11 protein-coding genes are annotated in these 12,390 nt (G+C 59.5%); 4 read left to right on the top strand and 7 right to left on the bottom strand.

The features are described 5' to 3' along the window. Positions 1 to 383 precede the first annotated feature (383 nt). On the top strand, positions 384 to 779 hold the full coding sequence (locus QRN45_RS00375) for a cupin domain-containing protein (RefSeq protein WP_284750904.1): 396 nt from the start codon (positions 384 to 386) through the stop codon (positions 777 to 779). 400 nt (positions 780 to 1,179) lie between these two features. On the opposite strand, the gene QRN45_RS00370 is transcribed toward QRN45_RS00375, so the two are convergent. From QRN45_RS00370 to QRN45_RS00350, 5 genes are all read right to left on the bottom strand, one after another. After that, positions 1,180 to 3,336, bottom strand: a complete 2,157-nt coding sequence (locus tag QRN45_RS00370) for an amylo-alpha-1,6-glucosidase (RefSeq protein ID WP_284762092.1) — start codon at positions 3,334 to 3,336, stop codon at positions 1,180 to 1,182. Positions 3,337 to 3,580: 244 nt separating this feature from the next. Next, positions 3,581 to 4,303, bottom strand: a complete 723-nt coding sequence (locus QRN45_RS00365; RefSeq protein WP_284750902.1) for a winged helix-turn-helix transcriptional regulator — start codon at positions 4,301 to 4,303, stop codon at positions 3,581 to 3,583. A 192-nt stretch (positions 4,304 to 4,495) separates the two neighbouring features. After that, positions 4,496 to 5,275, bottom strand: a complete 780-nt coding sequence (locus QRN45_RS00360) for an MBL fold metallo-hydrolase (RefSeq protein WP_284762091.1) — start codon at positions 5,273 to 5,275, stop codon at positions 4,496 to 4,498. Positions 5,276 to 5,319: 44 nt separating this feature from the next. After that, entirely contained in the window at positions 5,320 to 5,793 is a 474-nt protein-coding gene (locus tag QRN45_RS00355; protein ID WP_284762090.1) for a PAS domain S-box protein, read from the bottom strand. Between the two features lie 215 nt (positions 5,794 to 6,008). Beyond that, positions 6,009 to 6,491, bottom strand: a complete 483-nt coding sequence (locus QRN45_RS00350) for an Lrp/AsnC family transcriptional regulator (protein WP_284762089.1) — start codon at positions 6,489 to 6,491, stop codon at positions 6,009 to 6,011. Between the two features lie 137 nt (positions 6,492 to 6,628). On the opposite strand from QRN45_RS00350, the gene ald reads away from it, so the two are divergent. From ald to QRN45_RS00335, 3 genes are all read left to right on the top strand, one after another. Continuing rightward, entirely contained in the window at positions 6,629 to 7,744 is a 1,116-nt protein-coding gene (ald, locus tag QRN45_RS00345; protein ID WP_284762088.1) for an alanine dehydrogenase, read from the top strand. Between the two features lie 67 nt (positions 7,745 to 7,811). Then, on the top strand, positions 7,812 to 8,069 hold the full coding sequence (locus QRN45_RS00340) for a hypothetical protein (protein ID WP_284762086.1): 258 nt from the start codon (positions 7,812 to 7,814) through the stop codon (positions 8,067 to 8,069). A 546-nt stretch (positions 8,070 to 8,615) separates the two neighbouring features. Further along, positions 8,616 to 9,110 (top strand): HtaA domain-containing protein, encoded by a 495-nt coding sequence (locus QRN45_RS00335; protein ID WP_284762085.1) that lies wholly within the window; start codon positions 8,616 to 8,618, stop codon positions 9,108 to 9,110. Positions 9,111 to 9,648: 538 nt separating this feature from the next. Here the strand turns inward: QRN45_RS00335 and QRN45_RS00330 are convergent. Next, positions 9,649 to 10,413, bottom strand: coding sequence for a type 1 glutamine amidotransferase (locus QRN45_RS00330; RefSeq protein WP_284762084.1), 765 nt, complete (start codon positions 10,411 to 10,413; stop codon positions 9,649 to 9,651). Positions 10,414 to 10,615: 202 nt separating this feature from the next. Continuing rightward, positions 10,616 to 12,388 (bottom strand): helix-turn-helix domain-containing protein, encoded by a 1,773-nt coding sequence (locus QRN45_RS00325; protein WP_284762083.1) that lies wholly within the window; start codon positions 12,386 to 12,388, stop codon positions 10,616 to 10,618. Between the last annotated feature and the right edge of the window lie 2 nt (positions 12,389 to 12,390).

Genomic DNA, 12,390 nt, shown 5'->3' with positions numbered 1-12,390 from the left:
TCGGCCTGGACGAGACGGTCGAGGACCTCCCGTCCACGTCTGAGAGGCTCGAGGTGTTTTGTGGTGTATTAGCGTCAACTGCAGCGGACGATCTGAGGTTCCAACGTGCGCAGAGCCACCTGCCCGGGCCGCGGAGGTCGCCTTCCGACCGCTCTCGGCGCCTCGACCGTGGTTGCAGGGATTATCTCGCTCGCTTTGGCCCTAACTATTCGGACCTGAGGACGTCGTCGGATATCCCGCTCTAAAAGGAAAAAGCGCGGAACAGTGTGCTCAGCATGGGGGGTGGTACAGCTTTCGTACTTGTCCTGTCCACCGAGCGGACGCTGAATTGAAGCAAGGCGTCCCCGCCGACGCCTCACACGACAAGGAGTAGAGGAAGAACTATGGCTGCAAACCTCGCGCGCATGCAGAAGGCCAATTTTGTCGACGACGACAAGTACGAACTCATTACTATCGGTCGGATCACGAAGAGGATGGTGACTCTTGACGGGGCCAGCGCCCTTCTCGTCCGTTTTCCGGTGGGGGCATCAGTAACGGAGGACGCGGTCAAGACCGGCGTTCTCGACACGGATATGTGTCCGATGCCGCACGTAGCCTACATACTGGAAGGCAGTTTAGGGGTGCGCCAGCGTACCGGATCCGAAGAGGAATTCTCTGCCGGAGACCTTATGATGCTGCCCCCGGATCATGAAGCATGGACGGTCGGGGACGAGGACTGCGTCTTTATCGAATTCATGCGCGGGACCAGTGACGTCTACGACTATTGGCCCGAGCACTGAGACGGGCCACCAGGCATGATGTGATCGCCTGGCACGGTGACCGCAGGAGATAACGCTCATCATCGGCACGCCTCCCGTTAGGCAAGTCGCAGCGCCTAACGGGAGGCGTGTTAGGCGGCAGACACCGAACTGCATCCGTCTGGGGCCGAACCCCTTCCTCGTGAGTCGGCCGGAAAAGCATCATCTAAGTGCCTATGGTTTCGTTCCTAAGCCAAGGAAGATCCACGGCCCGTCTGCCGCTCCATCCATGGCATGCTCCGGAAGGACTGTGGCAGCCGAATCCGCGGACCCGCGGGCGTTGTGAAGCCTCAGCCGGCACCCGTCGGCAGCCCGGGAAGCCACCCGCATCCTATAGGCAGCACAGCTATGACGTCGTGGGTGTTGACGGCAGCCAAGCTGCCTACTCCCGTCGCCGGCGGTCTGCTTGTTCTATCAGTTCCGTAATCCATGGCCGATGTCCGCGTCGGAATTCCATCCATTCGGGCAGGCCCTGAATAGATGCGCCAGACTTGTCGATGTCGATCGTGATCCGGGCGCCGCCAACAGGTGCGTTGGTGATGTGCAGATCCCCGTAGGCTTCGGGGATCACAGGATCCATCCAGAGTCCCCGCCGGGAGACATGAACGTCGTACCGCATCAGGTTTGTCAGCAGGAGGATCGGGGCCGTTGCTGCCCAAGCCTGGGGCGAACATGCCGTTGGATAAGGTACGGGTTCGGCGAACTGATCACGGCTGAAGCCACAGAAGAGCTCGGGCAAGCGCCCGCCCGTGAATTCGGCGGCTTCCAATATCGCGGTGGTAACGCGCTGTGCTTCCGCCACGAAGCCATATCGCAACAGACCGGCAGCGATGATTGCATTGTCGTGGGGCCATACCGAACCGTTGTGATAGCTGGCCGGGTTGTATGCACCCATGTTGCTGGCCAAGGTCCTTACACCCCAGCCGCTGAACATCTCCGGAGACATAAGCCGCTCAGCAACCTGGGGAGCCTTGTCGTCGTCAACGAGGCCGTAGACCAGACAGTGGCCCATGTTGGAAGCACACGCGTCCACCTGGCGTTTCCTGCCGTCGAGGGCGATTGCATAGTAGCCCCGATCCGGCATCCAGAACTGCTCGTTGAATCTCCGCTTCAGCTCCGCCGCCCGATCGGCGAGTTCATCTCCCCGCACGGTGTCCCCCGCGTCGTATGCCATCCAGGCGCGGGCTGTGTACGCCGCATAGACGTAGGCCTGAACCTCGCAGAGCGCGATTGGGGGCTCAGCAAGCGTTCCATCGGCAAAATTGATTCCGTCCCAGGAGTCCTTCCACCCCTGGTTTATCAGGCCTTGGTCGTTGAGACGTTCATACTCCACGAAACCGTCGCCATCCTTGTCCCCGTAATGACTTATCCATTCCAGGGCGCGGTCCGCGTGAGGCAGCAAATTAGCGATGATATCTGCCCCGAATCCCCACCGGCTGACGGCTCCGAGCACATCCACAAACAGCGGCGTCGCGTCGACGCTTCCGTAGTAGGCCGATTTGCCTCCAAGGGCCAAACCGGCATTGACGCTAAGCCTTACTTCATGCAGGATCTTGCCGGGCTCCTCCTCCGTCAGCGGGTCCACCACGCTTCCTTGCCGATCCGCCAGCGTCTGCAGCGTCCCCAGGGCCAGTGAGGGATCCACCGGCAGCGCCATTTCCGATGCCCACAAGGAATCCCGGCCAAAGAGCGTCATGAACCATGGAGCGCCAGCAGCCACCACAACACGTTCGGGATGATTCGGGTCCTCGATCCTGAGGGCACCCAAGTCATCGTAGCTCCGCCGTAAAGTCCGCTCGATGGATCGATTACCCATGCGGACGACCGGAATCCTGGCAACCCAGTCCTTACGGCGCCGGTCACTAGGGGACACCTCCTCCCCGTTAGGGTGGACAAGTGCGGCGCTCCGGCTGGAGCCTTCGACCTCAGCCGTGGCACTGATAACCGCGCTCCAGTGACCGTGCGGCGGGACAGATACCAGATAGGTGACTGCGTCCGGCTTCACCTCTGCTCCTGGCGCCTGAATGATCACCCGCTTTCGCATGCCTCGCCAGACACCGGCAATGGTTAGCTGGTCCCGGTCGACGTAGCGGGTTGTGTCCCATGTACGCTGGATACGGGCTTCCTTCACTTCGAAAAGGTCCGCGAAATCAGCTTCAACCTCGAGGGAAATCGCGCATTCCACGGGCTTTGTCGAGTAATTGCGAACGGTAAGTTGCTCTTGGATACCGGACCCGACTTCCCGCAGCCGCTCTACGATCAGCGGGCTGTCAGCATACCCGTCAGAGCGGGGAACACGACCTGCAAACAGGGCCCGGAACGGCTCACGTGTCTCGGCAGCCAAGGACTCAAGCGGGTGACTGTTGACTGTCAGGTTCCAGCGGGACAGGAAGCGGGTGTCCTGGACGAACAAGCCATGCGGGTGCTCAGGATGGATGTCCCCATTGGGCAAGGAAATGCAGAACGACGTTTCCTCTACCAGGGTAATGGTCCCTGCCCCCACTGGGCCGGCAGCCGTGTCAGCATTCCATCCAGCCATACTGGTTCCTCCAAGAAAGCAGCACCGGCACGAACGCGGTCTGCTGGACATTCCGGGGCGACGGCGCCTGTGTTTAATTGACCCTACTCTCCCCTTGCTAAGGGATGCAGTCCTTGTTTGGTGTCCCTCAGTTGCATCAGGAAAAGAGGGGAACCTGTGCACCGGAAATAACGGCGAAGAAAGCGGGAAAAGGCGCGGGCCGGCAGTCCGCAGAGGCATCTGGATTGTTCAAGGGCATGGAGCACTAGGAAGCTGCTCGAGGAGCGAACCAACCGGAGAAGGCCGCAGCCCACTCCTCAGGGCCAACAAATCCGATGGAGCCCAGCTTCCTTGCATCCTCACAGCGGCGAAGACCCCACCAGAGATCGTAGAGGACCCGGGGTGCGACATGGATCTGAAGATCAGGGATACGTTCTGACCGTCCGATACTCGAGGTTGTCTTGTTGTTTTCTCTGCAGATCAAACCTTGAAAGGGTGCTCCCCTGACGTTGTCGAACTCGAAAGCGAGGACAATCGACTTCCGAGGCAGGGAATCTGTCACGAGGCTGCGGCCCATGTGTTCGAGAAGGTTGCCAAGCCCTGCCCGCAGGTCATTCTCAAAGGGCGCTTGCCATTGACTTGCCCAGAGACCGAGCGACTCCAAGGTTTGCCGCAGCCCATAGCCGCTGGGCGTCAGTCTATAGCGGCGTGAGCCGCGGGGGCCGGCTTCATCGTTGCGAATGACAAGCTCCAGTTGGACCAGCCGCTTCAGCCGCTGGGAGAGCAGCGTTCTTGAGATGTCAGGCAGCGCGCGGGACATATCATTGAACCCCATTTCACCGCCGAGCAGTTCACGTACGATCAATAGGGACCAGCGGTCGCCCACCAGCCGCAGCCCTTGCGATATGGACCAATAGTCGGCACTCATGCGCCCTGTTGCGTTTGCCAGCTCGTCGTGTTCTCGGGTGAAGTGCTCTGCAATGGTCATCGTCCCTGAGCTCCAAGCGATTTGTGAGTTGTGCTGCCGCCATTCTTCCCGACTCGATGGGCGGTTGTATGTGCGCCGCGCACATACGTTGATGCCGCGTTGTCCGTCGCCGGCCTTCACTGGGTCTGCCTTTAAACGCAGAATCGAAGGTTGACAGCAAACCGTCCAACCTTCGATTCTGCGGTCCGATTGCTAGAGTCGGATGTCGGCAGACTCCCCCGGCTTTAAGGCGATGATGAGGTCGCTCAGCCCAGCGTCCGCAAAAAGCTTGCTGATCTGGTCAGCATTTTGGCTGAAATGTTCCCACGAGTCCTCGTGCACTGGAACGACCTTCTTGACTCCCATGATCTTGGCCGCTTCCAGGGCTCGATCATTGCTGAGGGTGATGTACGCCCCATCCGCGATCACATCGAATTTGGCGCCACCGACGAAGAGTACAGCGATATCAATAGCTGGAAAACGATCGGCGATTTCACGCACGATATCGAGCTCGGAGTTGTCGCCGCTGATATATATCGTGGGCATGCCCTCTGCTTCGAGGACGAAGCCAATAACAGGACCGAGCGCGTCCCACACGCCCTCCGGGCCATGATGCGCTGGCACTGCCGTGATCTTCATCCGCCTTCCATCGGGAAGCGCAACGGTATGAACGTCGTAGTCGCTGATCCCTCGGACGTTGGGGCCGAAGCTCTCCGCAGCCTCCTTCGTGGTGAGGGCAAGCGGCATCATCGTCAGAAAACCCCGGCCGGCCACGTCCAGATTGTCGATGTGCTCGTGGGATGCGAGAGCAAGGTCAACTTGACCAAGCTCCTCGGGGGTGGCGCTCGGACCGAGCTTCTTGGTAACAGGCCCGGCGATTGGGTGATGGTAAACCTGCGGAGAATCGAAGGTGGGGTCAGTGATCATCCGGTAGCCGGCGATCTCAAGGAGCAGGGTGGGTCCTCCAATGAGGGTCACTTTTACGTCGTCCATGATTTGGGTCCTTATCGGGTCGGTGACGGCTGATTCCGGGAGGTTCAGCTTTTGCTTATCATTTGAGCCGTAATGTCTTCCGCCCCGTGCAGGACGTAGACGAGCTTGCCCTCACCGTCGAAAGCCGGAGCGTTCAGGGGCTGGAACCACCGGGGCTCGAAAATCCCGTCTGCGTTCTCGATGTCATAGCGAACAGGCGGAAGAATGTCGATTTTTCCGGTCTCGACAACACGCTCGATGGAGCTGCGCAGAATCTCTGTCCCCTTGGCATCAGGGTTGTCCGGGTTGTCCGGAAAGGCGTCAAGGATGTCCATGCCGATGATTCCCTCACGGCTCTTTCCCGTAGATGCAAGGAACGAGTCAGTGGCAGCGACAATCTTTCTGTCGGGGGTGACGATGATGTATTGGTTCGGCAGGCTTTCGAAGATTTTCTGAAAGTCGGGGTTACGTGCATCTGAGGATGACACTTTCGGTTTCCTTTCCCTGGTGAGCGCCACTTTCGCGTCTCGTAATTCCATTGGAGCAGTTGGCGGTGTCCCTCACTAGTGCAGGACATGGACCGGAACTGCTCAGTGCTCATCCTGTTTCGCTGACTCACGCCTGCCGCAGATGTCTTGAGCACGAAACCCGACGATAACGGCCACGTTGATCGGGAGGAGCGAAGAGCACCAATGAGCGCTCCGGTGGTTATCCTTCCCGGCTCGGGCTTCGACGGCAGTTTGTCTTAGGCCATCTAAAGTCCGAGGGCGGTTCCGTGACCATGTTCAAACACGAGGTTGGTCTGGGTGCCTGCGACGGCCGGATTCGATGACAGATGATCCAGTACGAATTGACGGATGTGTTCGGTGTTCCTGGCCGTGATGTGGATCAAGAAATCGTCTGCACCTCCAAGTACGAAGAATTGTTTGATTTCGGGCAGATCCCGCAGCTCGTTTCCGAAGGCGTTCATCAGATGCCGGGCGCCAGGCCTAAGCCTCACGCTAACCAAGGCTTGGAGGGGCAGGCCCATCGCTTCGGGGGCGACTTCCACGGTGAACCTCTTGATCACGCCCGACTCTTTGAGGGCCTTGAGGCGGGCAAGACAGGTTGTCGGCGCAAGCCCGAGGGCTTCCGATAACGACTGATTGGTGCGCCTTGAATTATTGGACAGCAGGCCCAGAAGCTTCTGGTCGACTTCGTCCAGAGTCACTTGTTGCAGTTTCTGCGAGTCCGACACCTTGTAACGCTCCTCACAATGCAGGGATTGACCAGTTCCCCCCATTATCCCGCAGATACTGCGAGAAAAGCTCGAGTTTCCGCATTTTCTGTCATTCTTTTGCCCACAAGTATCAATCCCCTCAGAAAGCATGAGTCATGATCATCTCCGTACCCAAGGAAATCAAGAACAACGAGTTCCGCGTGGCCATCACGGCCGCGGGCGTGCATGAATTTAGGGCAAACGGCCACGAGGTGCTGGTAGAAACCGGCGCTGGCCTTGGTTCCGGCATCAGTGATCACGAGTATGCACTCGCCGGAGCCGAGCTGGTTCAGACTGCAGACGAGGCCTGGGTGCGGGCCGACATGGTGATGAAGGTAAAGGAGCCAGTGGCATCTGAATACCGTCACTTCCGCGAGGGCCTACTTCTCTTCACCTACCTTCACCTCGCGGCGGAACCCGCACTGACACAGGCGCTTGTCGACTCCGGTGTTACAGCCATCGCCTACGAGACCGTCCAGGAAGGCCGATCCCTGCCGCTGCTCGCGCCGATGTCCGAGGTGGCGGGCCGGCTGTCCGTCCAAGTGGGTGCGACCTCGCTCATGGCGCCGGCCGGCGGCAAGGGCGTGCTGCTGGGCGGCGTTCCGGGCGTCCGCCCCGCCAAAGTCGTGGTCCTTGGTGCAGGCGTCGCCGGCACCAACGCCGCGGCCATGGCCCTGGGCCTAGGCGCCGACGTGACCATCCTGGACATCAACATCAACCGGCTCCGCGAACTCGACGCCCAGTACCAGGGCCGCCTGAAGACGGTTGCCTCGAACAAGTACGAGATCGAAAAGTCAGTGGTGGACGCCGACCTGGTGATCGGCTCCGTCCTGATCCCGGGAGCGAAGGCCCCCAAACTGGTCACCAACGAGCTGGTGGCCCGCATGAAGCCCGGCTCCGTGCTGGTGGACATCGCCGTGGACCAGGGCGGCTGCTTCGAGGACACGCACCCCACCACGCACCAGGAACCCACGTACAAGGTCCACAACACGATCTTCTACTGCGTCGCGAACATGCCGGGCGCCGTTCCGAACACCTCCACGTACGCGCTGACCAACGTCACGCTCCGCTACGCGGTGGCTCTGGCCAACCACGGAGTCAAGGGCGCTTTCGACCGGCTCCCCGCTCTCGCCGGCGGTCTAAACGTGGCGGCAGGCAAGGTCACCCACAAGTCTGTCAGCGATGCCCACGGGCATGACCTCGCCGACTGGCAGGACCTCGTAACGGTTTAGGACATCGGCTGTGCCTGCCGGATAGAAGGCAGACATAGCCCGCTCCATAGGAAGGACACAGCATCGAATGGCATTTCACCTGCAGCCAAAGTGGCAGCCGCTGATTGGCCAGCTGGTCATCGTTAAACTTCAGGATGATGAGATCCGCCGCGGAGTTGTCGACGCAGTTACCGATGATGATCAGATCCTGTGGCTCAGCGGTGACGGCGCCGAGCAGCGCCGCCTGTTTCAACGAGCAGACGGTTTCAACGTGTGGATCGACTACAGGTGGGAAACCGATAAGCCCAGCCCTAGCGCCGGCGTCCAAAATGCGGCTGCACCATGAGGGCCGGTGCGTCTGAAGGCCTACAGCATTGGGAACGGCCTCATGATGATGATGAATTGTCATGGGCCATTACCCGACTGCGTTCCCAAAGAGGCCCTGGTGAACCCTCAGGTGTTCTTGTCACCTGGCACGGCCCCTGGTCCTTCACGCTGGAGCTCTGCCACCAGATTCCTCCCGGACTCGTCTACGAGTGCATCGCGCCTGAACGGCTGAACAGGGCAATTTGATTCAGGACCTGTGACTGGTGGAATTATCGGCGCCCCGCGCCTATCGGGTGTTCGAACGCCAGGTGACCGTGGCCCCGGCCGCGTCCCTTCAGCAGGCTCTGGACCTCAACGACGAGTGGGTTCCAGGGTCCGCCTTTCCTTAGGGATGGGCACAAGGCACATGGCCGATGCGAATGCTGTGCCCGAGGTACATGTCGTTCATCTGAGTCGGCACGACAATGGTCGAATATGAAGAGTCGGTAAGCCACTCCCATTCCTGGCGTGTCGGGGCGGGAGCGCCACCGGCGGTGTGCAACCTGGCAACGACGAAGGAACCCTGATGTCCGAACTTACTGTTGAAAGAGCAGATCTCGGCATGGCCTGGGCGGTGAAAGACAGCTTTGTCCGGTACGTGCAGTCCATGCACGATGGACGCGTACTCCTGCGCGAGGGTGCCGCCGTGACCAATACCCGACAGTTCTATTTCCCCTTCGGATCCCTGGATGAGTCTCACGGAGGCAACTTTGTGCTCCAGTTCGGTGGAGAGGCCCGCTTCCTCGCCCATCATGGGCTTATGTCGGTCTCAATTAGCCACCCGAAGATTGAAGTAGGGCCCGACGGGGCATACCTGTCCATCCAACAAGGAAACGAGACCGTGCGCCTCGCCAATCTCGATCTGCCGGCGGTGTCGGTGGAAGACGGCGTCAGCACTTGGGCGAATATCCAGGTCACACTGACGGGCTCAGGTGCGGCTGTTTTCGCAGACAGCTACTCTGCCGGAGAAATCCTGGCACCACTGACCATGCGAGCACCATCGCTCGTGAAAGTACCGTGAAGCCGTCCCGGGAAGAACGCCTGGAACGACCTTTCGTTGCCCCGGATCTCGACTCCCCCGGTGCATCTGAGTGCCACGGACCGCCAACGACATATTCCTGCCCTGCCCGTAGGCTGACTGGGCCCACGGGCACGAATCAATGTGCGACTGGTCCAAGATAGGCCCAAGCCGCGGCTGCAAGCCACCACAATGTTGGTTACGGAGAAGCCACTGTTGCAGTCGTTCGGACCATGAATGTGTCCAATCGCGAGCCGATGACAGCGGAGCTTCGAGGTTGAAGGGGACACTGCATACCTTTCAATCGGGCAGGGAGACGAGACCGTGAGGGTCGCCGAGCTCAGTCTGCCTGCTCCAGGGACAGCAGTCTTTGCTGACAGCTATACAAGTTGACGAGACGTTGGCGCCGCTGACAACGAGAGCTCCTGCTCTCACCCCAATCCGCTGATCGGGCACACCGGAAGAACTCGCTGGTCTGCCACGGCTGAATTGCTGTAGTGGGTCTTGCTGGGCCCGCAGCTTTGCCTGCGGGCCCTGGGATTTAGCCTGCAGCCACTCCAGTAGTGGCGCGCACAAGCCCAGAGAAGCGTCGTGCCAGTGCTTCTGTGTGGGCTGTCACCGTCTCGTCCTGTTGCTCGAGTTCGCTCATCCCTTGGCCCGCTCGCTGGAGGGCCAGGGGATCGTTATCGTCTACCAGGGTCAACCACTGACGGTAGCTATCGGGCGAAAGTTCTGGGTGAAATTGGACGCCCCACGACATGTCACCCATGCGAAAGACTTGGTGTGGATACTGATCGCTCATGCCAAGCCAGACCGCTGAGGGCGGAAGTTGGGCGATCACGTCGCCGTGCATGGACCCGGCGAGGAAGGGGCGCGGTAACCCGCCCACGAGCTGATCCTTGGCTGCGGCGGCTTGCCAATCGACCCGAACTACCCCTGCCTCAAGGCCCTGGTCTCCCCGGGTGACGGTTCCACCGAATGCCTGTGCCATCAGCTGAGCTCCAAGGCAGATGCCTAATGTCGGCTTCCTGTTGCCGGAAGCGTCGACAATGAGGTTTCGAATATCTGCAAGCCAACTGTAGACGTGGTCATCCAGGGAGCTCATGTCTCCACCCAGAACCACCAAAGCGTCCTCTTCGATTTTGTGGGGGATAGTGTCGTGATTAAAGGGCTGGACAACTCTTGCGGTTATTCCCTCGTCGCTTAACCACGAAGCGAAACGGTCAAGGGGACAGTGTGGATCTGGCTGAATGACCAAGACCTCTATGCTGCCGGTTCCTCCGGATGACTTTGTGTGCGGCTTCATTCTCGAATTCCCTTGTTGAAGTAGAACGGGACATGACATAACCCTGTGGGCGTGCTTCGGACTACCGCTGGAGCAGCTCAAGGTGCTAGGCGTTTGCGTTCCTGCGGACACTGACCGCTGACTACGATGGAGCAGTTCTGCTCTTAGCCGTAGGACGTACTGCAGACCTGGATTTAGCTCTCTATGTGCTGCAGGAAGCTTATTACTTGCCGCTTTCGCGTATTGCCAGGCGGGCAGCAATGCCTGTAGGCAGCCAGTCTCCTGCTTCCTCAAAGGAATGCCCGATGAGCTGCTCCACACGCTGGAGGCGTTGCCGGAGCGTGTTGCGGTGAATGTGCAGCTTCGAGACCGTGTCGGCAATGGATCCTTTGTTGGATAGAAGCATCGCAACTGTTTCGGCCAGCTGCGTTCCATTTTCCGCGTCGTACTGCACAATGGACCTCAGTTCAGCGAGCACGCCCTTAATTTCTTCAGACATCCCCTCCCCTACGAGCGGCAGTTCCTGCAGATGTTCTATATCACTGAACGAGGTGACTCTTCTCCCGGCCCTCCTGCCGACCAGTTCTGTCCACGCCAATGCGGTTTCGGCGTCCGAAAGCGCTGGCTGCAGAGAGGCGACGTCGCGCGCCAGTGGACCCACTCCGGCGTAAGCTGAGACTCCACGGTGTTCGTCGAGGTCAGAAAGAGTTGTCTCCAGCTTCGCCTTAATCTCCTCTCCGGAGCCGAAGGCGGTATCGATAAAGAGCAGGCTAAGGGGTCCTTCCGTAAAGACGAGGGATCGGGGGCCGGCCAGCTCCTGAAGATAGGGTGCGATGCGCCTGGACACCGCATCAGAGTCGAATTTCAGCCGTTTCACTCGCACCAAGACCGGCAGAGTGCGGCCCTTGGACCAGCCTGACTCCTCCAGAATGCGGGCGAATGTGCTCGTGCCGACGCTTCGGAGCAAGCGTGAAGCATGGGATGAACCGACGGACTCCAGTTCCACTGCTTCAAAAAGGGCGGCCAGCTGAGAGCAAATGGCGCTCAGCCGATCGAGCTCTCTGGCCGAATAGCGGCGTGGACGATAGCACGTGACGATGCCCCGGGTGCTCGTCAGGCCAAAGGAGACAGATATCCGCTCGTGTCCGGCGAAGTTGGATTCAATGAACTCGGACGTTGCCGTTCGTGAGTGAGTGGTTCGAACCGTGATTCCGCTTCGCTCGCCCTTGTCCATTGCAACGGCGGTGGGCGGCGACGTGGCTGGACCACGCCCGAAGTATTCGATGACGCACCCGTCGGAGCTCATGTGCTTAAGAATCGCTTGGGAGGCCACTTGGGCGCACTGCAGGACGGAAGTGGCGGAGTTGATCGGGAAATCGACAAGGAAATGCGCTGCTGCGGATTGGCGCCGCAAGTCATCAACAGTCTCAGCCTGCAGCAGGCCGCTGGCAAGCAGCACTCCCACCTCGTCAGCAATCAGCTTTGACTCCCAGGTGAAGGCTTCCTCCTCATATGACCAGAGGCTGAACACTCCAAGGAGGGTTCCGGTCGGTGCCACGATCGGGACAACCAGCATCGAATTGAAATCTTCTTCCTGCAGTTCGCTGATGCTGACGAACCGCGGGTCCTGCTGAATGTTCTTGTTAAGGACAGCCGACTGTCTGGTAAGCCCTACCCAGCCAGTTACACCTTCGCCGAGGCGAAGGGTGACTCTTCCCACTTGCTGGCTTTGAACTCCAGCGGTGCCTGCGCGCATGACAAGGACTTGTTCCTGTTCATCCCACAGGTAGACGAAAACCCCTGCTGAGTTTGTTGCCCTGGCTACCAAGTCCACTGCTCTTTGAGCAAGCGCGAGTGAATCAGGTCCTTCCGCCATAAGCTGCGTGAGCTCGGACAACGTATCTGCGCGAAGCTCTGCTATTTGGAGTTTATGGCGATAGTCAGCGGGCAAGACCTCATTCGGTTGCGAGGCCGCGGGCTCAGCAGGGGATTTCATAG

The sequence above is a fragment of the Arthrobacter sp. efr-133-R2A-63 genome (assembly GCF_030209795.1).
Taxonomy (GTDB): Bacteria; Actinomycetota; Actinomycetes; order Actinomycetales; family Micrococcaceae; genus Arthrobacter; species Arthrobacter bambusae_A.
Note: the sequence above shows the minus strand (reverse complement) of the source record. Positions and strands in the feature narration are given on the sequence as shown.

What these genes read in the sequence shown, in the direction of transcription:
- QRN45_RS00375 (WP_284750904.1), top strand. Translation starts at nt 384, where the DNA reads ATGGCTGCAAACCTCGCGCGCATGCAGAAGGCCAATTTTGTCGACGAC.
- QRN45_RS00370 (WP_284762092.1), bottom strand. Translation starts at nt 3,336, where the DNA reads ATGGCTGGATGGAATGCTGACACGGCTGCCGGCCCAGTGGGGGCAGGG.
- QRN45_RS00365 (WP_284750902.1), bottom strand. Translation starts at nt 4,303, where the DNA reads ATGACCATTGCAGAGCACTTCACCCGAGAACACGACGAGCTGGCAAAC.
- QRN45_RS00360 (WP_284762091.1), bottom strand. Translation starts at nt 5,275, where the DNA reads ATGGACGACGTAAAAGTGACCCTCATTGGAGGACCCACCCTGCTCCTT.
- QRN45_RS00355 (WP_284762090.1), bottom strand. Translation starts at nt 5,793, where the DNA reads ATGGAATTACGAGACGCGAAAGTGGCGCTCACCAGGGAAAGGAAACCG.
- ald (WP_284762088.1), top strand. Translation starts at nt 6,629, where the DNA reads ATGATCATCTCCGTACCCAAGGAAATCAAGAACAACGAGTTCCGCGTG.
- QRN45_RS00340 (WP_284762086.1), top strand. Translation starts at nt 7,812, where the DNA reads ATGGCATTTCACCTGCAGCCAAAGTGGCAGCCGCTGATTGGCCAGCTG.
- QRN45_RS00335 (WP_284762085.1), top strand. Translation starts at nt 8,616, where the DNA reads ATGTCCGAACTTACTGTTGAAAGAGCAGATCTCGGCATGGCCTGGGCG.
- QRN45_RS00330 (WP_284762084.1), bottom strand. Translation starts at nt 10,413, where the DNA reads ATGAAGCCGCACACAAAGTCATCCGGAGGAACCGGCAGCATAGAGGTC.
- QRN45_RS00325 (WP_284762083.1), bottom strand. Translation starts at nt 12,388, where the DNA reads ATGAAATCCCCTGCTGAGCCCGCGGCCTCGCAACCGAATGAGGTCTTG.